Origin of the sequence: Rhodococcus sp. 008 (assembly GCF_001682295.1) — a bacterium.
Lineage (GTDB): Bacteria > Actinomycetota > Actinomycetes > Mycobacteriales > Mycobacteriaceae > Rhodococcus_F > Rhodococcus_F qingshengii.
This window is the reverse complement of the sequence record NZ_CP012749.1, coordinates 4,275,765-4,300,111: the sequence shown is the minus strand read 5'-3', so window position 1 is coordinate 4,300,111 and position 24,347 is coordinate 4,275,765. Positions and strand designations below refer to the sequence as shown.

Genomic DNA, 24,347 nt, shown 5'->3' with positions numbered 1-24,347 from the left:
GTCCGGTAACGATGGACGCCCGCTCTTGTGGTGAACAGGTGCCGAAGCAGACCCGTCGGGTCAACCTCGGCAAAGCATCAGCGCTTGGAGTACTGCGATGCCTTACGGGCCTTCTTCAGGCCGTACTTCTTACGCTCGACCGCGCGGGCGTCACGCGTCAGGAAGCCTGCACGCTTGAGGGCCGGACGATCATCAGGGGTTACCTCGATGAGTGCGCGCGCGATAGCCAGACGCAGTGCGCCTGCCTGACCGGACGGGCCGCCACCGTGCAGCAGTGCAATGATGTCGAAAGACTCGGGACGCTCGACGAGCACCAGCGGAGCCTTGATCAGCTGCTGGTGAACCTTGTTGGGGAAGTAGTCCTCCAACGTACGACCGTTGAGCTTGAACTGACCGGTACCGGGAGCCATCCGGACGCGAACGACAGCCTCCTTGCGGCGACCGACGGTCTGGACCGGGCGATCGAGGACGATCGGTGCGAGCGTAGCTGCAGCAACCTCTTCGACGACCTCGACTGCGTCAGAGACAAGCTCTTCCACTGCTTCGATGTTCTCTTCGGACACGTTCTGCTCTTCCGGCGATGTCACTGTGCGACCTGCTTGATCTCGAACGGCACCGGCTGCTGCGCGGTGTGGGGGTGATTCGGGCCCGCGTAAACCTTGAGCTTGCTGCTCATTGCGCGGCCGAGCTTCGTCTTGGGGAGCATGCCGACAATGGCCTTCTCGACGAGACGATCGGGAGTCCTGTCGAGGACCTCACCGACAGTGCGGGACTTCAGGCCACCCGGGAATCCGGAGTGGTGGTAAACGTTCTTGCCCTGCAGCTTGTTGCCGCTGATGGCAACCTTCTCTGCGTTGATGATGACAACGAAGTCACCACCGTCGATGTGCGGCGCGTAGGTGGGCTTGTGCTTGCCACGCAGCAAGTTCGCTGCCTGAACGGCAAGACGGCCGAGCACCACGTCAGTGGCGTCGATGACGTGCCACGTGTGGGTCACATCTCCGGCCTTCGGGGTGTACGTAGACACAGATCTTCCTCGTCTTAATTCATTCCACTGCTGACCATGTGCGTATCGCGTAAACGATCCTCGGCGGCCAGTTGAGACCCGAGAACCGCCGGTCTCCACGCATTTCTGCCGGAGCCCTACGGCACGCCACCGATAGACGATACCGGTCTACCCGCTGCCAGGTCAAAGCGCAGCCATTCCTGCCAACAGCATCATCGTCCAGCACAGCGATGCGAGCGATCGACATGCGCCTGCCCCGGCAACCTGACGGTACCGGGGCAGGCGGGGTGTCATCACGGCATGGGATGTTGTCAGCGACCGAACCCGTTTGCGGCGATCCGATCAGCTTCCTGCATCTTCTCCGAGCCGCTCGCCGTCGCTCCGGCGATCTGCGCGAGAACCATGTTCAGTTCTTCGGAAGCCTGGGCCCAGCGACGCTGTGCGTCGTTCCACGCTTCGGAACCTGCCCCTTCCCAGCCTGCTTGCAGCTTGTCCACGACAACCTTGATGTCGCCCTGTTTGTCGTTGATCGCTTTGGCCTGCTGTTTCATCTGATCGGACAGCATTGCGAGGCCGCCGAAGTCGTACTTGATCCTGTCGGACATAACTGCTCCCGGTTCGGTGTGACTGGAGAGAACTTGTGAGAACTAACTTGTGAGAACTACTGGCTGAGGATTGCTTGATCGGACGATGAAGAGCTGGCGGTCAGGACATGTTCACCGTCGCGCCGCGAAGCGAGCTGACGTTGTCGTCTTCGGTCGAGTCGAAGGTTCCCGCGGCCTGTTTGATCTGCTCGCAGATGTCGGTCAGAGCTGTGTCCAACTTCAGGGCCGCGCTGTTGTATCGCTCCATGATTCCTGCGTATTCGACCTGCGCCGCACCGTTCCACGAATTGTGCGAAGCGTCGGCCTCCGACCGAACAGCGTTGACCAGCCCCCTGATGTCACCGAGATGTCCGTCGATGGTCCCCGCCGAATCGATCAATTCAGCGGTAGTTGCGGTAAAGCCCATGTCGTCCCCCTGGATTCGGTGAGTACCGTTCGGTATCGGCGATCACACACAACGGGCTTTGTCCGTCGGATGTGCACCGGGGTCGAGCGGAACTCCCTGATGTGCGCTACACATACTTTGACGCGACCTTCGTACCAACGGTTCCGGCCCGACCGAAGAATATTTTCAGAACCGACCGATCCGGTCACGGTGTGAATTCGACCGACTGCCACATCCGCAGGCAGTCCGCTTCGAGACTGCCCCACTCACCGACCAGATACTGGCAGCCGATACTCACTTGCCGTCCGTTGTCGACGTACACGCGCCAACGCACCTCGGAGAAATCGTCCGGAAACTCGACGTACACCACTGCCCGTTTTCCTGCGGCATCGTCGAGCACAGCAAACTCTGCGAACCGCAAGGGGTCCTCGAACGTCGAAAACTGCTGACGCAAAACAGCTTCGACGGAATCGAATCCCACACCTTCCGCAAGACGTTTCTCGATGACCACGATCTTGCGATCCGCACCCGAACCGGGTACCAAATCGGTACGCCCGCTCGAGGTCCCTCGCGACAGAAGCTTCCAATCGGAAGGCAATTCTGCCGCAACGCTTCCCACGTCCACACGAGTAAGTTCCGGCGTGGCCCCGGACTCGATCGACGAGATCGAAGTCTTCGGCGCAGGCGTTTCCTGCTCTTTCGACGCCTCCACGATCTCGACTTCGACTTCCGCCGTGGCTGCGACCGACCCCGCCAACCGAGAATCGCCTCGATCGCGAGTGGACACCACGACCGTTGCTGCGACCGCACCGGCGACGGCGACCACCGCAAGCGCCGCCGCGAACCATCGACGGCCTCTTCGCCGCCCGCCGACGCGACGCGGCGAAGAGGCATTCGAGTCCGCGCCAGAAATCGACTTCGCGCCATCCGTATCGCCTACCCACCCGGCGCCGAAAGCCGAATTGTCGACAATTCGTCCCGAACTGTCCCGCGCGGTTGTCTGGCGAACGAGCGTCTGAGGATCCACCAGAGACGCAGCCACCCGGCTCTCGTCCAGAATTCGGATGCTCGCGTGGCCGTGAACATTCGTCGACCCCCGTTCGAGCGAAGCCGCAACAGCATGAGAGCTCGGCCCGACCAACACCACAGCGTCCCGAACCGATAGATCCCCGATTGCGGAAAACAACCCCGCAACGTCTGCGATCTCCGAACTTTGTGTTCCGTCGATTCGGAGTTCACCGTCGACCTCAGCGACAACAGAAGCGACCACCGTTCCGCCTCGCAGTTCGAGGACGACACACCGCGATCGCCAAGCCGTATGAGCCGACCTCGCCGCCGCGATCGACGTCGGAACGAGTACGACGTCGTGCGCCACTCGACGTGCGGCATCGAGCAATCGCCGCCTGCGTGGGGCACCCCAATCCGAGGGATGACTGAGATGAAGAATGTCTGCGTCGACGATTCCGCACCCGTCCATCGCACTGGAGATCAGCCTGGCCACCTCCAAGACTGTCGGGACAACCCGACCATCCACGTCGACATAATCGTCGTCGATGTAATCGATCGCATTCTCGCCGGCCGCACCGGGGCCCGACGCCGGTTCGCGTCGGAGGTCTGCACTGCAACAGAATTCGCGTTGACCCGACACGACCCAGATATTCGATGCACCCCAATGTAACGAGACCGACACTGCGGACGGAGCGGTCACAGCGGTGGTATCCACGGAACTTGGACAAGTTGGGTTTGCGAGCGGGAAACGTAGACCCCACGGCCTGCCGGCATCGCCGACGCGCGGACAGTGCCGACGAGATTTCCCTCGTCACGGCTTCCGCTCATGATCAATCCGGCCGGCGCCATGTCGCGAATTCTCGCAATGACCGGCTCGTACAGTGCTCTGGCCGCACCACCGGAACGACGGGCAATAACCAGGTGCAAACCGATGTCCTTGGAGTGCGGAATGTACTCGAGCAACGGCGCCACCGGATTTCCACTCGGTGTGGCCACAAGGTCGTAGTCGTCGATCAGTACGTAAATCTCCGGCCCACTCCACCACGACCGTTCCCGCAATTGCTGCTGCGTTGTTTCGGCGTTCGGCATTCTGGCAGCGACGATCCGAGCCAAGTCGACCATCAACTCACCGAAGGTCGTCGACGACGCCGAGTACCCGCCGAGGTGATTCCCTTCGACCACGCCCAGCAGGGAATGCCTATAGTCACCGATGATCAGCTTGGCCTGGGCCGGTGTGTTCGACGCGATGATCCCTTCGGCTATTCCACGCAAGAGAGATGTCTTCCCACACGCGGTGTCGCCGAATATCAACAGGTGCGGGTGTTCCCGGAAGTCCATGTACACCGGGGCGAGGTCGGTCTCACAGAGCCCGATCGGCACGGTGAGGCACCGACCGTCGGCCGCACTCGGTGAGGGCCACCGGGTCCCGACAGCTTCGAGAAGTTCTGCGGCCGAGTAGGAATCCGGGAGCATCCGCACGGTGGGTGCCGGACGCGAATTCGACATGGCTGCAATACGTTCGACCGTCGCCACCACAGCCGTACTCGAGTTCTCACTACCCGGTAGGCCGTCGATTCGAGGTAGTCCGGTGAGAAGGTGGAGTCCGTCGCGAGTGATGCCACGACCCGGTCGACCTTCCGGCACCAGGCCGGCTTTCCGGCGACCCGCATCCGAATCTCCCGGATCACCCAAACGAAGTTCGATGCGAGTACCCAGTTGATCCTTGAGTGCCGGCCGGATCTCGGCCCACCTCGACGTCGTGACGATCACGTGTACACCGAAGGACAAACCTTGACCGGCGAGCATGTTGATCTGGGGCTCGAGTGATTCGAAATCCGAACGAACGCTTGGCCAACCGTCGACGACGAGGAAGACGTCACCGTACGGGTCCTCTCGGAGTCCCGCAGCCTCACCTTCCCCGGCGGGATCAACTGTTCGCAATCTACGGAAATCGGCCATCGATTCGATGCCGAGGTCACGAAACAGTCGCTCCCGTTTGGCGACCACACCGAGTACCTCGGCAACTGTGCGCCGGACGCGGTCGGAATCCAAGCGGTTTGCCACCGATCCGACGTGCGGCAGATCTTTCAATCCGAGGAGCGTTCCACCGCCGAAGTCGAGGCAGTAGAACTGAATCTGTTCCGGCGTGTGCGTCATGCTCAGAGACAAGATCAACGTGCGCAACGCCGTCGACTTTCCCGACTGCGGGCCGCCGACAATCGCGAGGTTGCCAGTCGATCCGTTGAGATCGGCGACGAGTAGATCGCGGCGCTGATCGAACGGCCTGTCGACTATGCCGAAGGGTGCGCTCAGATTTCCGCGAGGTTGATCACCGGTCGCCCACCGCGGCAACAACTGGTCAAGCGTCGGAGATGACTCGAGCGGCGGGAGCCACACTTCATGCGCACGTGGACCGTGACCGCGCATGCGGTCTACGAGGACTCCCATGAGAGTACGTGCATCGTCACCGATTTCACCCATGTCGACGACGTCGGGCTCGACGGGAACGACAACGGCCTCTGGTCCGATCACGGGCTTCGCGATAAACGGCAGCGGCGCCAGTTCGACGGGGGAATCGACCGAGAATCGAGTGGGCACGATCCGCTCGCCCTCGTACGGGCCTGACACGTACGCACCTTGGAAGCGAACGATCTCAGCAGAATCGGACTTCAGGTATCCCGCACCGGGTGTACCCGGAAGGTGATAAGCATCGGGAACGCCGAGGACGGAACGAGACTCGTTCGCCGAGAACGTTTTCAAACCGACACGATACGAAAGATGGCTGTCGAGACCCCGAAGCTTTCCTTCGTCGAGCCGCTGACTGGCCAGCAGCAGGTGAATGTGAAGTGACCTGCCCAATCGCCCGATGGCCACGAACAATTCGGCAAATTCCGGCTGCTGACTGAGCAGTTCGGAAAACTCGTCGACAACCACGAAGAGTGCCGGTAACGGATCGAGTGCAGCGCCGGCCAGCCTCGCCCTCTCGTAATCGGACACGTTTGCGAAGTTTCCTGCCGCACGCAACAGTTCTTGTCGACGATTCATTTCGCCGGCGAGCGCGTCCTTCATACGATCGACCATCGCCAATTCCTCGGCAAGGTTGGTGATGATCGCAGCAACATGCGGCGCCTCCTCGAGGCCGAGAAAGGTTGCACCACCTTTGAAGTCGATCAGGACGAGGTTCAGTGCGTTGGGAGAGTGGGTCGCGATCAGGCCGAGCACCAAGGTTCGCAGGAACTCCGACTTGCCAGAACCGGTGGCTCCGATACACAGCCCGTGCGGACCCATACCGTTCTCGGCCGACTCCTTCAGATCCAGTTCGACGGGGTTTCCGTCTTGTCCGACACCGATCGGCACACGGAGTCGGTCGCGCCCCTGACGTGGAAGCCAGCCATGCTCAGGATTGAACCTCGCAACGTTTCCTATCCCCAACATCTGGCTCCACGTCCGAATGGATCGGTCGTCGTCAGCTGCGTCGACGGCATTCTGCGATGCCGCACGGAACGGTGCGATGCGACGCCCGAACGCCTGCGCCAGGCTCGTCGTCGCAGCGTCGGGCCTCGCAAAGTTCTCAACTCCTGCGCTGCTCACCGCGCCGATCTGATCGCTACCGACGACCAGTCGCAACCCACGCGTCGCCACCAGCCGCGGGCAGAACCCGCACAGGTCGAGGACTGTCACCGAGTCGAGCCCGGATTCGGACAACAGGCCGGTGTCACCTTCGAGTAAGCCACCGTCCACGACCAGCACGAGATGCGGAACGCCCGCACTGGCTGGAGTGTTGCGAGCGAATCGAGCACGCATCGAAAGCGGTTCCCCGAGGGAACTTTCGAATTCGAGATACGAACCGAACACCATGCGTGCAGTGCCGGTGCCGTCCTGAGACTGCGGGTGTTGCACGTGTGGGAGCCACTTGACCCACTCCCACTCGGATTCGGTATCGGGACCGCACACCACCGCAACTTGGAGCGTGTCCGGACCGTGGAATGTGCACAGCTGCATCAACATCGAGCGGACAAGCGCACGAGCGGAATCTCTCTGCCCCTCGATGGACATCGCAGCAAATCCGCGAAGCGAGACGGCGGTCGGCAGGTCCTGCACAACCGAATGTGCACGGACGAATCGCCGAAGTGAGACAGCAGCGACGGGTTCGAGATCCTCGACCGGCCCGGTCTCCGGAGACACGAGTCTGGTGGCCAATCGCTGTGTACCCAGACCTACCCGAACGTGGCAGTAGTCCGAGTCGGTGATCTGACGCTCCCACATCCGCACAGTCCCGGCCAGTGTCCAGAGCAGCGACGGCTCGGGATTGCTCCACTCGAGAGCAGCACGCTGCGCACCAGTCGTCGCAGCAACATCACTACGCATCTGATCCAGGTACCGGAGGTAGTCCTTGCGGTCCTCGTTCGCTTCGGACGCTCTTGCTCCACCGCTACGACCGCCCCCGGCGAGCATTCCGAGCATCGACACCATCATCATGACCGGAAACAGCAGGGACATCGGATTGCGCGCCATGCCGGAAGAGAACATCAGCGCCACCATGCCGATCATGGCAACCACCATGATCACCGGAAGTAGTTTGGTCAGTAGGTTTCCCGGCGTGACGCGAGGTATCTCCGGTGGGGGCTGAAGCGTCACCTCGCCGCCCGGTGTGCGCGGCGATTCACGGCGTGCTCGACGCGCAAATCTGACAGTGCTCAATTCACCCACCCCCATCGGTGCTGCAGCTGTTGCCGCCAGACGCCTCGTCCGACTACCGCCGGCCCCCCAAGGCGTACTCGCGCAATTGCAAGAGAGTAGATCACAACACCGACACTCGGGTCGGTGCCACCTGTTGTCGGCGCTGTCTCCGATACAGGCGCGCAGTTCATGTCGTATTGTTCGGGTGAACTGGGGTGACGCGAAGGGGGAATCGCGTCATGGGAGGGGACAGATCTTGACCAGCACCACTACAACCAGCGCTGCGAACACCGGAAACGGACGAGGCGCGAGTCATTCTGCCGAACTGTGCAGGTTGACGGTACTTTCAGCCCATTCGCAGGTGGATCTTGCGGTGCCGCTTCGTGTTCCACTCACCGTGGTCATTCCGGGCATTGTGGACACAATTGTCAACCACAGCAATTTCAACGAGTTCGACCACACCACCGAACAATTCGAGCCCGTCGACTGGACTCTGTCGAAAGTCGGCAGGGCACCGCTGGCACCGACGCTGTCGCTGCACGAGCACGGAATCCGCGATGGAGAATTGCTCGTACTCGAGGCCTCGGACACCGCTGCCCCGCCCCCACTCTTCGACGACATCATGTACACCGTCGCGGCCACGGATGCGGACGTCTACCGACGCTGGACTCCGGTCACCGCGCGCATTGTCGGCTCGACCGCCGCCCTCGTCGCTGCGCTCGTCGCGGCCCTCGCCCTGGTCCTCGGCGACACGGGACTGATCGGCGCCGTCTGCGGCGGAGTGACGTCTTTGGTGCTCACCGTCGCCGCCGTCGTGGCAGCGCGGGTGTACGGAGACTCTGGAAGTTCCGTCACGCTCGGATGCGCTTCGGTGCCACTGGCGTTCGTCTCCGGCGCACTCTGCGTGCCCGGCACTGTTCTTTCGGCTCATCTGCTTCTCGGTTCGGCATTTGCCGCTGCGGTAACTCTGATCTGCTTCCGCTTGTGCGGCGCCGGATTAGCTGTCTTCACAGCACTTCTCGTCGTCCTTCTCGCGGCGGTGGGCACCTTTGCCGTCACTACCACGCTTCCCGAGGCGCGCACCGCGACCGTCAGCGGCGCGGTGATTGCCGCCGCATTGATCGTTCTCACGTTCACCGCTCGACTGTCGATGTTGTTCGCGCGACTACCGCTTCCTCCTGTTCCGACGCCGAGTAATCCCCTCGACGACGACCGCGACGGACTGCCCGAACCCGAACTACCCGGGCTGACCGAGTTGGCGGAAAGGGCAGGGCGGGCGCGTAGCTATCTGACCGGGCTGATCGTGGCCACGTCAGTGGTCGCGCTCGTCGCTGCCGTCGCACTCGCGTGGTCCTGGCCTGGTCAGGGGATCGTCTGGCCGAATCTTGCTCTCGCATTCGCGACGGCCGTCGTGCTGATGTTTCGCGGGCGCACCTACGCGGGCGCACAGCAGGCTGTGCCACTCATCGCGGCAGGCATCTCGGTGATTCTCGTTCTCCTGGGCGACATGGCATGGACCCATCGCGACCATGCATTGGTCGTCTTCGCCATCACGATGACCGTTCTCCTCCTGGCACTGGTTCTGGGAATCCTTGCCCCCCAGAACACATTCAGCCCCGTGATGCGACGCGCTGCCGAGCTGTTGGACCTCGCTGCGATTGCAGCAATCGTTCCGCTGATCTGCTGGGTCAGTGGCCTCTTCGCGCTCATGCGTGGCCTCTGAGCGATCGGTGATCGATGGTGATTCGACGGGCAACAAACATCTGCGCCAGTCTCGTGATCGTTGCCTTCAGCGTTCTCGCCGGGGCAGGTGGCGCATCGAGCGCGGTTCCCTCCCCCATCGATCCTGCAATGCTGCCCGAGGACGGTCCGCCTGCACCTCCACAACCCACCGAACAACGAACCCTGTGCGTCCCAGCCGTGGCAGGTGGTGACGGTGCGGACATTCCACGTTCTCAACGAGATCTGGGATTCGATTCTGTGTGGCCGATCACCAGAGGGGCAGGACAGCGAATTGCTGTCATCGACACCGGTGTCAGCAGACATCCCCGGCTGCCATCGCTCGACGGCGGCGGTGATTACGTCGGTACCTCCGACGGCACCGACGATTGTGACGCACACGGAACTGTCGTGGCCGGTCTCATCGCCGCCCAGCAAGTCGAGGGTTCCGGATTCTCCGGAGCTGCGCCTGACGCAAAGATAATTTCGATCAGGCAGTCCAGTGCCGCCTTCTCGGTGGCCGGCCAACGCGAAGACCCTGCTGTAGCCGAGAACTCATCCGGGTACGGAAACGTCGACACCATGGCATCGGCCGTCCGTCACGCTGCGGACATGGGTGCAAGCGTCATCAACATCTCCGAAGTCGCCTGCAAGCCTGCCGGGGACGGGATCAGCGACCAACGACTCGGCGCTGCAATCGAATACGCCACGATCGCGAAGAACGTCGTAGTCGTCGCAGCTGCAGGGAACGTCGGATCCGGAGGTTGCAAGAACCAGAATCCGCCGCCGGATCCCCTCAATCCCCTGGCCGATCCATGGAACTCGGTTGTGACGATTGCCAGTCCGGCTTGGTACGACGACTATGTCCTCACAGTGGGGTCGGTAGACCCCAATGGCGCCGCCAGTTCCTTCAGCCTCGGCGGTCCATGGGTCGACGTGGCGGCGCCCGGCACCGGAATCACCTCACTTCACCCGACGTCGCCCGGTCTGACCAACGGGGTGTACGGCTCCGACGGCGCCGTACAGTCGTTCAACGGGACCAGTTTCGCTGCGCCCCTTGTCGCGGCAACCGCCGCACTGGTCCGGTCGGTTCACCCGGAACTGACTGCGCTTCAGGTCATGCAACGTATCGAAGCCACCGCCCACGCTCCGGCGCAGGGTTGGAATCCCTACGTCGGTCACGGCGTCATCGATCCACTTGCGGCGGTGACGGGCGAATTGGCCCCAGGAGAACGCGTCAAGGTCAACCATCAGTCGGTGTCGATCGATCCCCTACCCACGCCGCCGACCCCCGACAACCGATCTCGCGACACGGCACTCGTCGGAGCCGGAACGGTCGGCACCCTCGCTCTACTGACGCTGTTGGCATCGATGCCTCTTCGTCGAGTAATTCGTCGGCATCTTCCCGAACGCCAGAACATCGATCCCTGAACCGTCAGCAGTGTTCAGTTCACCGGAGCGGCCGGCGCTGTATCGGGGGCGATTCCGTCGTGAGCTATCAGTGCATTGCTCTTCTCGAGCGCGGGGCCTGATGCAAGTAGGTCGAGCATCTGCCAAGGCGCGCGATCAGGCGTTCGCGTCAATCCGAGCGCGCGAGCGGAGATTTCGTCCGGTACGCCGTACTTCACACCGGTATCGGCTACGTAGAACACTCCGTCGCGCCTGGTGCTGTTCGTCTCGATTCCGGTCGCTTGAACAAATCCGCCGAATCCCTGTTCGACATGGACGTTGTCGAGATTGTCACCCGATCCGTCCGCCTGCGCCAAGGACACCAACTTGCCACCCTCCGGGATCGGAACCTGCAATCCAGCGACAAGTTTCAGCGTTGCAGAACTACTTTCGGCGCCCTCGACTGCAGGTGAGGGAGCCCATTCCAGACAGCCGACAGGTGCGCCGTGATCATCGACGATCTCCGGAACCACCCGCGGCAACAAGTCGACGGCCAGCTCACTCACCGAGGGAATACGACTGATGGCATCAGGGGTGACGCTCGCGATCCCGGTGGCGCCCTGCGAATCCGAGAAGTAGATCAGTTGGGCGAGCGCCGCACCGATCTTCTGGATCCCGTTCTCGAGTACCACGTAGTACTGCGGGTCTGCACCCACCGAAACCTGGATGACGGAGCCGACAGTCTTGTTCTGCAGAGGAAACCGGGGCGCCGATCCCAGTTGGCGGATTCGCGGAGCCTCGATGCGCGGAACTTCGGGAATCGAATTGAGGAATCCGATACTGATCGGTCGCGCCTGTGCTCCTTCCAGGCCCAAAGCCCGCATGATCGCCGGATCGTCCACATCGATTTCCGCTCGCTTCCCGTCGTACACGAGAAAGTGATCGGAACCCGACTTCACCAGGAATGCACGGTCATTCGTCAGATATGTCGTGTTTTCGCCGACATTGGACGAGCCGACCAGGACCGAAGTCGTCAACGATCTTCTCCCGTCGGATCCGACGGAATCGCACACCGTCCACGCGGCGTTGGTAGGGTCGGCCGATTCCGGCAGCGCGGACGGTGCGCCGGGAATGCCGACGAGCGCGCCCCGGGGTTTCGCCTCGACCTCGGATGCCTTGACTATTGCCGGTTTTCCTGGCGAACCCAGAATCAGTCGTGCGGAGGCCAAGTTCAGCACAGGGCGAAACGTACCCTCCATGGCGACGAACATCGCGCCCGATTCCTTTGCAACGACGATCTCTGCATCGCCGATTCTGTCCTGTGGCCGAAACAGAGCGAGTACAGCGCAACCCGCCAATCCCAGTGCAGCGAGGACTATTCCGACGGTGAACGCGCGCGACTGTGATCGCATCGGATCGTGAAGCATCCGCACGTCTCGTCTGACCAGCGCATGTTCCATCCGCCTGACCAAGAATCGGTACCCGTTGACCTGCCAGCGCGTGGTAGGTGTCGCAGCCATCATTCCCCCCGTGCCTTACATCCCCTTGCGAAGACACAGTACAGTTCCGCTGGGGCGGAAATTTTCGGGTAGTTCGCAGGTCAGGTATCGGGGAGGAACCGTGGACCGATCGCGGTTGAAGCATTGGCCGTCGTCACACAGGATTTCGACGCGCGAGTTCGTGCCGGCACAGATTTTCGGAATCGGTGCGGGCGGAATCGCGATGGCCAGTGGGCTCGATTGGTTCTGGGCGCTGGCAATCGGTTGTGTGGTTGCCGGATCAATGCTGCTTCATGTGGGCGGTTGGTCGGTAATGTCCTGGATTGTCAGGTACTTTCGCTATCTGCACCGCAAGGACGTCGACCGCAGCACGATCGTCAGTTTTCACACTCCCTCCGAGCAGTCCATCGGGCTCCGAGTGGACGGATCTTCGCTCGTCGCTGTCGTCGAGATCGCTCCCCCACGCGACTACCTGACCAGGATCGGCCGTCATTCGTTCGACGCTTCCCACCTTCTGCCCACGGCAGCCCTCGCCAATTGTCTCTATCAGCACGACATCTCACTCACCGGCATCGACATCGTCAGTCACGGATACCGCGCCGCGTCGGGAACGCCGGCCACCGAAGTCTACGAACGTCTCATCGGACCACTACCAGCCACCGCCACCAGAAGTGTTTGGCTTGCACTACGTTTCGACGCGCTGGAGGGTGGTGCAGCAGTCGAACGCCGGGGCGGGGGCGAACAGGGCGCCGGCCGCGCGATAGCTGTTGCCGCCAATCGTGTCATCCGGGTGCTCGATTCAGCGGGGTGCAAGGCGCGGATCCTGACCGCACCGGAGATCGCGTCGTCCACTGCCCAGGTGACAAGAGGAGTGGCCGGCCACGAGGTCACCGAAACGTGGCGAAGTACCCCCTTGCCTGGCGTGTCCAACGTCGGATTTGGGATCGAACCCCGTTTCATCACCACTGCGACCCTGACCCAAGTGTGGGCAGTGGCAACGGTCGGGACGTCCGTGACAATTCGGTTACGACCCACCGGACAACGCGGAGAGGCGAAGGTCAGTGCGACATGTCGCTTCACCACGCGCAATCCACCTGAGAACGCACCGCTGGCCGGTTTGGTCTCGCTACGTGGGCGCCAGCGCGACGGATTGCTGACCAATTTGCCAACCGCATTGGCCGCGCTGGACGGCATCACGCCGGGCGTTCGCATGGACGGGGGCACACTCGACTCACTCGCTCTACCCCTTGCCGGGTGCGGCCAACTCATCGGCTCGGACCGAAACGGGCACGGTGTCGCGGCCAGAATTTCGGGGCCGGGCGTCAACACCGTTCTTGTCGCCGGCGAACTCTATCTGGCTCAGCAGTTGATCTTTCGAGCCATCGCGACCGGCGCACTGGTACTCGTCCACACCGATCGACCGCAAGCGTGGACCGCGCTCACCGACTCGATGGGAGTGCCTGACCGACTCCGCGTGTCCGGGCAGGGCGGTGGGCCTGAGGGCGCCTTCAACACTGTCGTGTTCGACGGCGTCGAGGGGTTATCTCCGCGTGCCGACGTGACCGCAATCTATGTGTACGGACATCCACGCCAATGGCCTCGGGTCGACCCTGAAATCTCGATAGTCCAGCCATTCGCACTCGGTGACAAGATCACGGTCGAAACCGGCCGTACACGCGTCGACCTGACTCTGGTGACCATCGCTTCCGAGACATCGTTCATCGGCCGTCCACGAGCCGGCGACGCTCACCAGATGGCGTGATCGCGTATGTCCAAGATCAGCCGGGATAGGGATCACTTGCACGTTGCATCCGCAATCCGCTTCCCCACCAATCCAATTCACGAATCATCTTCTCGCTTGCATCGATCGCAATCGAATCGACGCCGTACGGCTCGTGTCCGAATTGCTTACGCACCCGGTGGATGGTCACGCTTTGACGCACCGAGACCATGTGCAACTCCGCCACCACTTGCCTCAGTTGCTCGACGGCCCGAACACCACCTGAAATCCCGCCGTAGGACACGAATCCGATCGGCTTGGCACGCCACTCGTGTTTCACCGAATCGAATGCGGTCTTGAGAGCAGCCGGATACCCGTGGTTGTATTCGGAGGTCACGGCGACAACAGCGTCGGCGCGCCCGATTCGCCGGCGGAAAACCTCCGTGGCAGGTGAATCCGAGAAATCCTGGGGCAACGACAGCTCTCTGAGGTCGATCACCGATACGTTCCACGACGGGTTCGCGGTTGCGCGCTCGACAAACCAGTCCGCCACTGCTCGTCCCATTCGCCCCTCGCGGACCGAACCTACGATGACTTCGACGTTCAAAGGTGCCATGAACGTCGATGCTAGCGACTGATCACGCAGTGATCCCGTCCGTGATAAGTGCTGCCAGTTCCCGATAAGCGCTGGCATCGTCCAGACCAGTTGCCCGGTAGACCGCGCGTTGCTGGATCCGAACCATCGTCGCCGCAGCGGCATCGGCGACAAATGATGCGTGTACCTGCCGGAATGCGCCCGAATCGACTCCCTCGACGATGAGCGATCGCACACGATCAGCAGCGATCGACGTGTTCTTCTCGTAGACCTGGCTCGCCGACACCGATTCGGCCAGGTCTTCCATGAACTGACTGGACGCCGCGGACAGCCGATCACCCACTGCTTCGAGATACACCGCGACTCGACGAGGCGGGGCCGTTTCGGCGGCGACTGCACTCTCCACTGCATCGGTCGCCGCCCGGAAGAAGTGCACTGTCACAGCCCGCACCAGATCCTCTTTGCCGGCCGCCACGGTGTACAAGGTGCTCTTGGAGCAGTGCAGACGAGCTGAGATCTCGTCGAGCGTGAGGTGGGCGAAACCCTCGCTCAAGAACAGTTCGACCAGTTGATCGAACAACTCTGCCCTGCGCGCAGTCGTCTTGTGAACCAGCCTTGCCATACCTACAACAGTACTGCAGTATCGTTCTCAGTACTATTACCTAGCTAGGAGCCGACCGTGCCCGTCGAACGCCTGATGCCCAGCCAAGAAGCTCGCGATCTCATCGAACTGACGCGTGATGTCGCGGACAAGGTACTCGCGCCCAAGGTCAACGAATACGAGAAGGCCGAGAAGTATCCAGACGGAGTGTTCCCCGCACTCGGACAGGCGGGTCTGCTGAGCCTTCCGTATCCCGAGGAGTTCGGCGGCGGCGATCAGCCGTACGAGGTGTATCTCCAAGTGCTCGAAGAGATCGCCTCACGCTGGGCAGCGGTTGCAGTGGCGGTGAGCGTGCACAGCCTGTCGTGCTTCCCGCTGTTCACCTTCGGCACCGACGAACAGAAGAACCGCTGGCTACCGGACATGCTGGGCGGCAACACCATCGGCGCGTACAGCCTTTCCGAAGCGCAGGCCGGATCCGACGCCGCCGCGTTGTCGTGCAAGGCGACGCCCACCGACGGTGGCTACCGCGTCAACGGTTCGAAAGCCTGGATCACCAACGGCGGCAAGGCGGACTTCTACAACCTCTTCGCACGCACCAGTGACGACGGTTCACGCGGCGTCTCCTGCCTCCTGGTGGACAAGGACACCGAAGGCCTCAGCTTCGGAAAACCCGAAGAGAAGATGGGGCTACGCGCGGTCCCCACTGCCTCCGCGAACTACGACGACGCCTTCATTCCTGAGGAGCGATTGATCGGTCAGCGCGGCCAGGGGCTGCCGATTGCCTTCAGCGCTCTCGACTCCGGCCGACTCGGAATCGCTGCCGTTGCCGTCGGAATCGCTCAAGGCGCGCTCGACGACGCGGTCGCTTACGCGAAGGAGCGCAAGGCATTCGGCAAGCGGATCATCGATCACCAGGGACTCGGTTTCGTGCTCGCGGACATGGCTGCCGCAGTCGACTCCGCGCGAGCCACCTACCTCGATGCAGCCCGCCGCCGCGACGCCGGAGTTCCGTATTCACGCAACGCGAGCGTCGCCAAGCTCGTGGCCACCGACGCGGCAATGAAGGTCACCACCGACGCCGTTCAGGTATTCGGTGGGTACGGATACACCCAGGACTTCCCCGTCGAGCGCTACATGCGCGAGGCCAAGATCACGCAGATCTTCGAGGGCACCAACCAGATTCAGCGATTGGTCATCGCGCGCCAACTGGCGGGATAGCCCCCCGATACGAATGCCCTCCCACACAGAGCGGGAGGGCATTTTGCATGGTGATGTTCAGTCGCCGCAGCATCCACCCGAAGACGGAATCTCGCGGGTCTCACGGGTAATCGCGTTGCGGGCAGCCAGTTCCGAGTAGTCGGGGTAGTCCACGCGGACCAACGAAAGTCCGTGCGCCGGCGCAACGAGGATGGAACTGGATCGCGACGTTTCGTCGAGCAACCCTGCCACCCAGGCGGCCGTGCGCCGTCCCTCACCGACGGAGAGGACTGCGCCGACGAGACTGCGAACCATCGACCAGCAGAATGCGTCAGCATTCACGTACGCCGTGAACACCGTGCCCTCTTGGGTCCAGTCGAAACGCTGCAGCTCCCGCACCGTCGTAGCGCCTTCTCGACGCTTGCAGAATGCCGCGAAGTTGTGCAGACCCAGCAGCCGATTCGACGCTTCCTGCATCGCTCCGAGATCGAGTGGTTTGGGATACGAGACGGTGTCGCGTGCGCGTAGTGGTTCCACTCCGAACGCCGCGTTGGTCACCCGGTACTCGTAATAACGTCGCATCGCGGAGAAGCGCGCATCGAAGTCACCCGGAACCACCGATATCTGTTTGACCCGAACGTCCTTGGGCAGAAATCGTGCAAGTCTGCGCACGAGTCGAGACGGATCGTCCGGGAGCAACTCTCCCGGAACGTCGACGTGCGCTACCTGACCGGTGGCGTGGACACCGGCGTCGGTTCGACCGGCAACGGTCAACTGAACCGGGCGTCGAAGCACCGTTCCCAACTTGTCTTCGATCTCACCGCACACGGTGCGCAGATCGGTCTGGCGGGCCCAACCCGAGAAGTCGGTGCCGTCGTAGGAGATGTCGAGCCGCAATCGAACGAGCCCGCCGTCCCCGATGGGGGCGGCGGGCTCGTTCGATTCAGCGTGTGCCGAAACCAAGGGAGACTAGTCCTTCTTGGCCTCTTCGGCCTCGGGAGCGTCGGCCGCAGTTGCGGTCTCGTTCTCGATGGCCTCGACGACTGCGTCAGCGTTCTCGACCTCAGCCTCGGTCGCGTCGGCCTCTACGGCCTCGACGACGTTCTCTGCGGCGGGAGCTTCCTGCGAGGACTTGACGCGACGAGCGCGGTCAGCCTCGGAGGTGACGGTCTTTTCCTTGACGAGCTCGATGATTGCCATCGGAGCGTTATCACCCTTGCGGGGGATCGTCTTGATGATGCGGGTGTATCCACCGTTACGGTCCGCGTAAAACGGGCCGATCTCGGCGAACAGGGTGTGAACGACATCCTTGTTGCGGATGACCTTCAGCACCTCACGACGGTGAGCCAGCGTGCCGGCCTTTGCGTGCGTGACGAGCTTCTCGGCGTAGGGGCGCAATGCCTTGGCCTTGGACTCGGTGGTGGTGATGCGACCGTGCTCGAAGAGCGCGGTAGCCAGATTGGCGAAAATCGCCTTCTGGTGGGAAGCCGACCCGCCGAAGCGGGCACCCTTCTTGGGCTTGGGCATGATGATCTCCTAGTAAAGGACCTGAGCTGCTACAGCTGTTCGGTCTCGGCGTAGTCCTCGGTACCTTCGGCATCGCCGAAGGAACCGGCATCAGTGTCACTCCACGTTCCGGTGGCGGCGTCGTAGCCGGCAACGGTGGTGGGATCGAAGGATGCGGGGCTGTCCTTGAGGGACAGGCCGAGCGAATGCAGCTTGACCTTGACCTCGTCGATGGACTTCTGTCCGAAGTTGCGGATGTCGAGCAGATCGGACTCGGTACGGCCGACAAGCTCACCGACGGTGTGAACACCTTCGCGCTTGAGGCAGTTGTAGGAGCGGACCGTGAGGTCCAGATCCTCGATGGGGAGTCCGAAGGAAGCGATGTGATCGGCCTCGGCAGGCGAGGGTCCGATCTCGATTCCTTCTGCTTCGACGTTCAGCTCACGGGCCAGGCCGAAGAGCTCAACCAGGGTCTTGCCCGCCGAAGCGAGCGCGTCCCGTGCGGTGATGGAGTTCTTCGTTTCCACGTCGAGAACGAGCCGATCGAAGTCGGTGCGCTGTTCGACGCGAGTGGCCTCCACCTTGTAGGTGACCTTGAGCACCGGCGAGTAGATCGAGTCGACCGGGATACGGCCGATCTCTGCGCCGGACGCCTTGTTCTGAACGGCGGGGACATAGCCACGACCGCGCTCGACTACGAGCTCGATCTCCAGCTTTCCCTTGTCGTTCAGGGTGGCGATGTGCAGATCAGGGTTGTTCACGGTGACGCCTGCCGGGGGCACGATGTCGCCCGCAGTAACAGCGCCGGGGCCCTGCTTGCGGACGTACATGGTGACCGGCTCGTCCTCTTCGGAGTTCACGACGAGGCCCTTGAGGTTCAGGATGATGTCGGTGACATCTTCCTTCACGCCCGGGACGGTGGTGAACTCGTGGAGAACGCCGTCGATACGGATGCTGGTGACAGCAGCGCCGGGGATCGACGAGAGCAGCGTGCGGCGCAGCGAATTGCCGAGCGTGTACCCGAAACCTGGCTCCAGGGGCTCGATGACGAACTTCGAGCGGTTATCAGCGATGACCTCTTCGGTCAGCGTGGGTCGCTGAGAAATGAGCATTGGTATTTCCTCCTGTACGGACGTCCACTATTTGACGCCCACGATGGGAAAGGGCCTGCGGCCCTGTGAGTGGTTGAGGAGTCCGGAGACTCCTCAACCACTCACGGGGTGCGAAGCGCCTTACTTCGAGTAGTACTCGACGATGAGCTGTTCCTGCAGAGCGATGTCGATCTGCGCGCGCTCGGGAAGCTGGTGAACCAGGATCCGCAGACGCGAGCCGACAACCTGCAGCCACCCGGGAACCGGGCGATCGCCGACGGTCTCACGCGCAACCTGGAACGGAAGCGTGGAGAGCGACTTCTCCTTGACATCGATGATGTCGTACTGCGAGACGCGGTAGCTCGGGATGTCGACCTTCTTGTTGTTCACGAGAAGGTGACCGTGCGTGACCAGCTGACGTGCCTGACGGCGCGTGCGAGCGAGGCCTGCGCGGTACACGACGTTGTCGAGACGCGACTCGAGGATGCGAAGCAGGTTCTCGCCGGTCTTGCCGGGGCGGTTGTTCGCCTCCTTGTAGTACAGGCGGAACTGCTTCTCCATGACGCCGTAGGTGAAGCGAGCCTTCTGCTTCTCCTGCAGCTGGAGCAGGTACTCGCTCTCCTTGATACGCGCGCGGCCGTGCTGTCCGGGCGGGTACGGGCGACGCTCGAATGCCTGGTCGCCTCCAACGAGGTCGACGCGCAGACGACGCGACTTGCGGGTGATGGGTCCGGTATAACGTGCCATTTTCTTCTACCTATCCTTCCCGCTATACCCGACGCCGCTTGGGCGGACGGCAGCCGTTGTGCGGCTGGGGGGTTACATCGGAAATGGTGCCGACCTCGAGGCCAGCGGCCTGGAGGGAACGGATTGCGGTCTCGCGACCGGATCCCGGTCCCTTGACGAAGACGTCAACCTTCTTGACACCGTGCTCCTGCGCCTTACGGGCAGCGCTCTCAGCAGCAAGCTGAGCGGCGAAGGGAGTCGACTTACGCGAACCCTTGAAGCCGACGTGTCCCGAAGACGCCCAGGAAATGACATTTCCGGCGGGGTCCGTGATGGACACGATGGTGTTGTTGAAGGTGCTCTTGATATGAGCGGCGCCGTGCGGGATGTTCTTCTTATCCCTGCGACGCGTCTTCTGGGTCTTCTTCGGACCGGTGCTACGTGACTTCGGGGGCATTACTTCGCCTTCTTCTTGCCGGCAATGGTGCGCTTCGGACCCTTACGGGTACGGGCGTTGGTCTTGGTGCGCTGACCACGCACGGGCAGACCACGACGGTGGCGCAGGCCCTGGTAGCAGCCGATCTCGATCTTGCGACGGATGTCGGCCTGAACCTCGCGGCGAAGGTCACCCTCGACCTTGAGCGACTCCTCGATGTACTCGCGGAGCTTTGCCAGGTCCTCGTCCGAGAGGTCCTTGCTCCGGAGATCCGGGCTGACGCCGGTGGCGTCAAGGATTTCCTTGGAGCGGGTACGGCCGATGCCGTAGATGTATGTCAGTGCGATCTCCATGCGCTTTTCGCGAGGAAGATCAACACCAGAGAGACGTGCCATGGTGGCATTTCCTTATCGGTGTGCGGAGGTCTGCTCCCAGCCCTTCCCCTGTGCCTCTTGCCGAGTACCGACGCCCGAAGGCGCAGATGATCTCATCAACTAACTCAGTGGGGCCCCGGCCTCCGTGCCGGGGGTGAACCATTGTCCGACCTTGGCGATCGGTGAACGATCGCGTGGGGTCTCGTCAACAATGGCTGGTACTGGGAGGTCTTCTTTGCTTGTTGCCAAGCAGATCTTCGAAAAGCTAGATCTAGCCCTGACGCTGCTTGTGACGCAGGTTCTCGCAGATCACCATGACTCGACCGTTACGGCGAATCACTTTGCACTTCTCGCAGATCTTCTTGACGCTCGGCTGAACCTTCACGTCTTCTGATCTCCTGTTTTGTCGCAGCCCGCCGCGATGAACCGCGGCAGACATACTTCTCCCTGACCCAGGTCAGGTCCGGGAAGTTCGTTACTTGTAGCGGTAAACGATGCGTCCGCGCGACAAATCGTAGGGCGAGAGCTCTACGACAACGCGATCTTCCGGGAGGATGCGAATGTAGTGCTGACGCATCTTTCCGCTGATGTGGGCGAGGACCTTGTGGCCATTCTCGAGCTCAATGCGGAACATCGCATTGGGCAGCGGCTCGACTACTCGTCCTTCGACCTCGATGGCCCCGTCTTTCTTAGCCATATCCTCCGCGATCCGTTTGGTTTGGCATGCTTCGTGCATCGGCTTCCGTTACATTGGCACGCGATGGAAAGATCGTCGGCAGTTCGAAAGCCCGATCCCGGAGCGATCCAGGCGTAGGCACACGAACTATCGACGCGCATAGCGCACCGCCTAGCCATGTTACGCGATGTAAACGACCAGGCCAAATGCGCCTCCGGTCAGGGTGACGACACACACCGCTCCCCCACCGAAAAAGTCCCAGCCTCGAAATGAGGCTGGGACTTCTCGAACATGAATCATGCTCGCTGCCAACACTTGTCAGCGACTGTGTCGACTACTCCGGCCGGAGTGTCAGAATCCGCGGACCGTCTTCGGTCACTGCGACAGTGTGTTCCCAGTGCGCCGCACGGGACCCGTCGGTCGTCACAACGGTCCAGTCGTCGTCGAGAATCACCGTGTCGGTGGTGCCGAGCGTGAGCATCGGCTCAATCGCCAGGCAAGATCCGACAACCAGTTCAGGACCCTTACCCGGGGCACCTTCATTGGCGAGGAACGGATCCATGTGCATTTCCCGGCCGATTCCGTGTCCGCCGTATCCGTCGACGATGCCGTAGGAACGACCGTGCAACTTCTCGGCGGCATGAGTACCGACCTCGATCGCGTGCGAAACATCCGTCAGACGGTTGCCGGCGATCATTGCCGCGATCCCGGCTTCCATGGAAAGCCGAGTGGCTTCGCTGAGCTCCTGATCGGCGACGCTGATCTCACCGACACCGAACGTCCAAGCGGAGTCACCGTGCCATCCGTCGAGGATCGCGCCACAGTCGATGGAAACCAGGTCGCCTTCAGCCAGGATGTCCTGAGCTGAAGGGATTCCGTGAACGACGCGATCGTTGACCGAAGAGCAGATCGAGCCGGTGAAGCCGTGGTACCCGAGGAACGAGGGCACGGCGCCGGCGTCACGAATGACGGATTCAGCGACCGCGTTCAATTCCAAAGTGCTGACACCGGGCTTCGCCGCAGCGCGAACCGCCACCAGCGCCGAACCCACGATCGCGCCGGCAGCAGCCATCGCGTCGAGTTCGCCCGCGGAGCGGAACGGAACAACCTTGCGTTTGCGCCCGAAGACCATTACTTACCCAACGCTGCCAGTGCGCGAGCGTTGACCTCTTCGACCTCGCCGATCGCGTCGACGGAGACGATGCTGTCCTTGTAGTAATCGAACAGCGGTGACGTCTCGTCGCGGTAGACCCGGAGTCGGTTGCGAATGACGTCCTCGGTGTCGTCTGCACGACCGCGGGCGAGCATACGCTCGACCACGATGTCCTCGTCGACGACGAAGGAGAGGACACCGTCGAGCTTGGTGTCGAGATCCTTCAAGATTCCCTCGAGTGCCTGAGCCTGTTCGACCGAGCGCGGAAATCCGTCGAGAAGGAAACCGTTTGCTGCGTCCGGTTCTGCGACGCGAGCCTTCACCATGTCGTTGGTGATCGAGCTCGGTACGAGTTCGCCGGCGTCGATGTACTTCTTTGCTTCCACACCGAGAGCGGTGGCCTGACCGATGTTCGCGCGGAAGAGATCACCCGTGGAGATATGGGGAACGCCGAACTTCTCGGACAAGATAGCGGCCTGGGTGCCCTTGCCGGCACCGGGAGGACCAAGGAGGACAAGTCTCACTTGAGGAACCCTTCATAGTTACGCTGCATTAGCTGACTCTCGATCTGCTTCACGGTGTCCAGGCCGACGCTGACCATGATCAGCACCGCGGTGCCACCGAACGGCAGGTTCTGCGCGCCGCCGCCATTCCCGATGTCGAGGAACAGGTTGGGCAGAACAGCAATGGTGCCGAGGTAAATCGCACCCGGAAGGGTGATGCGACTCAGCACGTAGTTGAGGTAGTCCGCGGTCGGCTGACCGGGTCGGATACCGGGGATGAAGCCGCCGAACTTCTTCATCTCGTCGGCGCGCTCTTCGGGATTGAAGGTGATGGCGACGTAGAAGTACGTGAAGAAGACGATCAGGCCGAAGTAGATCGCGATGTACACCGGGTTGGCCGGATTCACCAGGTAGGTGTTGATGAGGCGCTGCCACCAACTGGGGTCGACCGCTGTACTGGCCGAAGTCAGCTGTGCAATCAAGTTCGGGAGGTACAGCAGTGAAGACGCGAAGATCACCGGGATGACGCCGGCCTGGTTCACCTTCAGAGGCAGGTAAGTCGAGGATCCGCCGTACATCTTGCGTCCGACCATCCGCTTCGCGTACTGCACCGGGATACGACGCTGACCCTGCTCGACGAAGACGACACCGGCGATGATCAGCAGCGCTGCGAGGCAGACGAAGGCGAAGACCAGCGGACCACGGCTGTCGAGGATTGCCTTGCCCTCGCTCGGGATACGCGATGCGATACCGGCGAAGATGAGGAGGGACATACCGTTGCCGACGCCACGTTCGGTGATGACCTCGCCGAACCACATGACCATGGCAGCACCGGCAGTCATGACCAGCACGATGATGACAAGTCCGAAGATCGACTTGTCGGCGATGATGTCGTCACAGCCCTGGAGCAACTGTCCGCGTGCCGCAAGAGCGACGATGCCGGTCGACTGCAGGATTGCCAGAGCAATGGACAGGTAACGCGTGTACTGCGTCATCTTGGCCTGGCCGGACTGGCCTTCTTTCCGAAGTTCCTCGAACTTCGGAATCACCACGGTCAGGAGCTGCACGATGATGCTCGCCGTGATGTACGGCATGATGCCGATCGCAAAGATCGACATCTGCAGTAGAGCGCCGCCGGAGAACAGGTTGATCAGCGAGTAGATACCTGCTGAGTCACCGGAGTTGGCGATATCGATGCACTGACGCACACGGCCGTAGTCGACACCTGGGGACGGGATGAGAGCGCCGACCCGATACAGAGCCACCAAGCCGAGGGTGAAGAGGATCTTCCGCCTCAGGTCTGGGGTCCTGAGGGCCGAGACGAAGGCGGAAAGCAAAGATCCTCCTGGCACGACGGTAGGGAGACAGATCGTTTTGACCTGTCGAACTTTTGAACTCTAACAGTGAGCATTTGGGAACTAGGCGGGCAGACCACGAAAACCGGGTAAGCCGAAGATACATTTGCCACTCGGTGA

Annotated in this window: 24 protein-coding genes; 4 read left to right on the top strand and 20 right to left on the bottom strand. The window is 61.8% G+C overall.

Going from position 1 to position 24,347, the window contains the following annotated elements; all coding sequences use genetic code 11:
* Positions 1 to 77: 77 nt before the first annotated feature.
* The 6 genes from rpsI to eccCa form a co-directional block, all read right to left on the bottom strand.
* On the bottom strand, positions 78 to 587 hold the full coding sequence (rpsI, locus tag AOT96_RS19940; RefSeq protein ID WP_007728596.1) for a 30S ribosomal protein S9: 510 nt from the start codon (positions 585 to 587) through the stop codon (positions 78 to 80).
* A complete protein-coding gene (gene rplM, locus AOT96_RS19935; protein WP_003940842.1) occupies positions 584 to 1,027 on the bottom strand; it encodes a 50S ribosomal protein L13 in 444 nt (147 codons plus the stop codon). Before rplM ends, rpsI begins: the two co-directional genes overlap by 4 nt.
* 290 nt (positions 1,028 to 1,317) lie before the next feature.
* On the bottom strand, positions 1,318 to 1,611 hold the full coding sequence (locus tag AOT96_RS19930; RefSeq protein ID WP_003940975.1) for a WXG100 family type VII secretion target: 294 nt from the start codon (positions 1,609 to 1,611) through the stop codon (positions 1,318 to 1,320).
* 100 nt (positions 1,612 to 1,711) lie between these two features.
* Positions 1,712 to 2,017: a WXG100 family type VII secretion target gene (locus AOT96_RS19925; RefSeq protein WP_003940986.1), complete on the bottom strand. Its 306-nt coding sequence runs from the start codon at positions 2,015 to 2,017 to the stop codon at positions 1,712 to 1,714.
* A 184-nt stretch (positions 2,018 to 2,201) separates the two neighbouring features.
* Positions 2,202 to 3,644 (bottom strand): type VII secretion-associated protein, encoded by a 1,443-nt coding sequence (locus AOT96_RS19920; RefSeq protein ID WP_231917240.1) that lies wholly within the window; start codon positions 3,642 to 3,644, stop codon positions 2,202 to 2,204.
* A gap of 56 nt (positions 3,645 to 3,700) precedes the next feature.
* A complete protein-coding gene (gene eccCa / locus AOT96_RS19915; protein ID WP_065352880.1) occupies positions 3,701 to 7,705 on the bottom strand; it encodes a type VII secretion protein EccCa in 4,005 nt (1,334 codons plus the stop codon).
* Between the two features lie 235 nt (positions 7,706 to 7,940).
* Between eccCa and eccD the strand changes: the two genes are divergently transcribed.
* Entirely contained in the window at positions 7,941 to 9,407 is a 1,467-nt protein-coding gene (eccD, locus tag AOT96_RS19910) for a type VII secretion integral membrane protein EccD (RefSeq protein WP_065352879.1), read from the top strand.
* Between the two features lie 14 nt (positions 9,408 to 9,421).
* Positions 9,422 to 10,834, top strand: coding sequence for a type VII secretion-associated serine protease mycosin (gene mycP / locus AOT96_RS19905; RefSeq protein WP_065352170.1), 1,413 nt, complete (start codon positions 9,422 to 9,424; stop codon positions 10,832 to 10,834).
* A 14-nt stretch (positions 10,835 to 10,848) separates the two neighbouring features.
* Here mycP and eccB read toward each other — a convergent pair whose 3' ends face one another.
* Positions 10,849 to 12,315 carry a type VII secretion protein EccB gene (eccB, locus tag AOT96_RS19900; RefSeq protein WP_083197649.1) on the bottom strand — a complete coding sequence of 489 codons (1,467 nt, stop codon included), beginning with the start codon at positions 12,313 to 12,315 and terminating at the stop codon, positions 10,849 to 10,851.
* A 157-nt stretch (positions 12,316 to 12,472) separates the two neighbouring features.
* Here eccB and eccE point away from each other — a divergent pair, with 157 nt between their 5' ends.
* Positions 12,473 to 14,053 (top strand): type VII secretion protein EccE, encoded by a 1,581-nt coding sequence (gene eccE, locus AOT96_RS19895; RefSeq protein WP_231917239.1) that lies wholly within the window; start codon positions 12,473 to 12,475, stop codon positions 14,051 to 14,053.
* Between the two features lie 16 nt (positions 14,054 to 14,069).
* Here eccE and AOT96_RS19890 read toward each other — a convergent pair whose 3' ends face one another.
* The gene (locus AOT96_RS19890) at positions 14,070 to 14,627 is read right to left on the bottom strand and encodes an NADPH-dependent FMN reductase (protein ID WP_003940967.1); all 558 of its coding nucleotides are present in this window, start codon (positions 14,625 to 14,627) and stop codon (positions 14,070 to 14,072) included.
* A 22-nt stretch (positions 14,628 to 14,649) separates the two neighbouring features.
* Positions 14,650 to 15,228 carry a TetR/AcrR family transcriptional regulator gene (locus AOT96_RS19885; protein WP_007728583.1) on the bottom strand — a complete coding sequence of 193 codons (579 nt, stop codon included), beginning with the start codon at positions 15,226 to 15,228 and terminating at the stop codon, positions 14,650 to 14,652.
* Positions 15,229 to 15,285: 57 nt separating this feature from the next.
* On the opposite strand from AOT96_RS19885, the gene AOT96_RS19880 reads away from it, so the two are divergent.
* Positions 15,286 to 16,428: an acyl-CoA dehydrogenase family protein gene (locus tag AOT96_RS19880; RefSeq protein WP_007728582.1), complete on the top strand. Its 1,143-nt coding sequence runs from the start codon at positions 15,286 to 15,288 to the stop codon at positions 16,426 to 16,428.
* A 57-nt stretch (positions 16,429 to 16,485) separates the two neighbouring features.
* Here the strand turns inward: AOT96_RS19880 and truA are convergent, their stop codons facing one another.
* The 11 genes from truA to secY form a co-directional block, all read right to left on the bottom strand.
* Complete coding sequence (gene truA, locus AOT96_RS19875; RefSeq protein ID WP_019747557.1) at positions 16,486 to 17,370, bottom strand: tRNA pseudouridine(38-40) synthase TruA; 885 nt, start codon at positions 17,368 to 17,370, stop codon at positions 16,486 to 16,488.
* A 6-nt stretch (positions 17,371 to 17,376) separates the two neighbouring features.
* Positions 17,377 to 17,934 carry a 50S ribosomal protein L17 gene (rplQ, locus tag AOT96_RS19870; RefSeq protein WP_003940748.1) on the bottom strand — a complete coding sequence of 186 codons (558 nt, stop codon included), beginning with the start codon at positions 17,932 to 17,934 and terminating at the stop codon, positions 17,377 to 17,379.
* Between the two features lie 29 nt (positions 17,935 to 17,963).
* The gene (locus AOT96_RS19865) at positions 17,964 to 19,025 is read right to left on the bottom strand and encodes a DNA-directed RNA polymerase subunit alpha (protein WP_003941016.1); all 1,062 of its coding nucleotides are present in this window, start codon (positions 19,023 to 19,025) and stop codon (positions 17,964 to 17,966) included.
* Between the two features lie 120 nt (positions 19,026 to 19,145).
* Positions 19,146 to 19,751, bottom strand: coding sequence for a 30S ribosomal protein S4 (gene rpsD / locus AOT96_RS19860; RefSeq protein ID WP_003940769.1), 606 nt, complete (start codon positions 19,749 to 19,751; stop codon positions 19,146 to 19,148).
* A gap of 22 nt (positions 19,752 to 19,773) precedes the next feature.
* Entirely contained in the window at positions 19,774 to 20,187 is a 414-nt protein-coding gene (gene rpsK, locus AOT96_RS19855) for a 30S ribosomal protein S11 (protein WP_003940683.1), read from the bottom strand.
* Entirely contained in the window at positions 20,187 to 20,561 is a 375-nt protein-coding gene (rpsM, locus tag AOT96_RS19850; protein WP_003940834.1) for a 30S ribosomal protein S13, read from the bottom strand. The genes rpsK and rpsM overlap by 1 nt, the downstream gene beginning before the upstream one ends.
* Before the next feature lie 250 nt (positions 20,562 to 20,811).
* Positions 20,812 to 20,925, bottom strand: a complete 114-nt coding sequence (gene rpmJ, locus AOT96_RS34765) for a 50S ribosomal protein L36 (RefSeq protein WP_003938068.1) — start codon at positions 20,923 to 20,925, stop codon at positions 20,812 to 20,814.
* Positions 20,926 to 21,015: 90 nt separating this feature from the next.
* Positions 21,016 to 21,237 (bottom strand): translation initiation factor IF-1, encoded by a 222-nt coding sequence (gene infA / locus AOT96_RS19840; protein ID WP_003418601.1) that lies wholly within the window; start codon positions 21,235 to 21,237, stop codon positions 21,016 to 21,018.
* Positions 21,238 to 21,550: 313 nt separating this feature from the next.
* Positions 21,551 to 22,348 (bottom strand): type I methionyl aminopeptidase, encoded by a 798-nt coding sequence (gene map, locus AOT96_RS19835; RefSeq protein ID WP_003940806.1) that lies wholly within the window; start codon positions 22,346 to 22,348, stop codon positions 21,551 to 21,553.
* Positions 22,348 to 22,893: an adenylate kinase gene (locus AOT96_RS19830; protein ID WP_003940868.1), complete on the bottom strand. Its 546-nt coding sequence runs from the start codon at positions 22,891 to 22,893 to the stop codon at positions 22,348 to 22,350. Before AOT96_RS19830 ends, map begins: the two co-directional genes overlap by 1 nt.
* A complete protein-coding gene (secY, locus tag AOT96_RS19825; protein ID WP_003940773.1) occupies positions 22,890 to 24,209 on the bottom strand; it encodes a preprotein translocase subunit SecY in 1,320 nt (439 codons plus the stop codon). The genes AOT96_RS19830 and secY overlap by 4 nt, the downstream gene beginning before the upstream one ends.
* Positions 24,210 to 24,347: the final 138 nt, after the last annotated feature.

Bases quoted from the DNA above. Each gene is read 5' to 3' on its own strand.
- AOT96_RS19930 (WP_003940975.1), bottom strand. From the start codon at position 1,611: ATGTCCGACAGGATCAAGTACGACTTCGGCGGCCTCGCAATGCTGTCC.
- AOT96_RS19925 (WP_003940986.1), bottom strand. From the start codon at position 2,017: ATGGGCTTTACCGCAACTACCGCTGAATTGATCGATTCGGCGGGGACC.
- mycP (WP_065352170.1), top strand. From the start codon at position 9,422: ATGGTGATTCGACGGGCAACAAACATCTGCGCCAGTCTCGTGATCGTT.
- eccB (WP_083197649.1), bottom strand. From the start codon at position 12,315: ATGATGGCTGCGACACCTACCACGCGCTGGCAGGTCAACGGGTACCGA.
- AOT96_RS19890 (WP_003940967.1), bottom strand. From the start codon at position 14,627: ATGGCACCTTTGAACGTCGAAGTCATCGTAGGTTCGGTCCGCGAGGGG.
- AOT96_RS19885 (WP_007728583.1), bottom strand. From the start codon at position 15,228: ATGGCAAGGCTGGTTCACAAGACGACTGCGCGCAGGGCAGAGTTGTTC.
- rplQ (WP_003940748.1), bottom strand. From the start codon at position 17,934: ATGCCCAAGCCCAAGAAGGGTGCCCGCTTCGGCGGGTCGGCTTCCCAC.
- AOT96_RS19865 (WP_003941016.1), bottom strand. From the start codon at position 19,025: ATGCTCATTTCTCAGCGACCCACGCTGACCGAAGAGGTCATCGCTGAT.
- rpsD (WP_003940769.1), bottom strand. From the start codon at position 19,751: ATGGCACGTTATACCGGACCCATCACCCGCAAGTCGCGTCGTCTGCGC.
- rpsK (WP_003940683.1), bottom strand. From the start codon at position 20,187: ATGCCCCCGAAGTCACGTAGCACCGGTCCGAAGAAGACCCAGAAGACG.
- rpsM (WP_003940834.1), bottom strand. From the start codon at position 20,561: ATGGCACGTCTCTCTGGTGTTGATCTTCCTCGCGAAAAGCGCATGGAG.
- infA (WP_003418601.1), bottom strand. From the start codon at position 21,237: ATGGCTAAGAAAGACGGGGCCATCGAGGTCGAAGGACGAGTAGTCGAG.
- map (WP_003940806.1), bottom strand. From the start codon at position 22,348: ATGGTCTTCGGGCGCAAACGCAAGGTTGTTCCGTTCCGCTCCGCGGGC.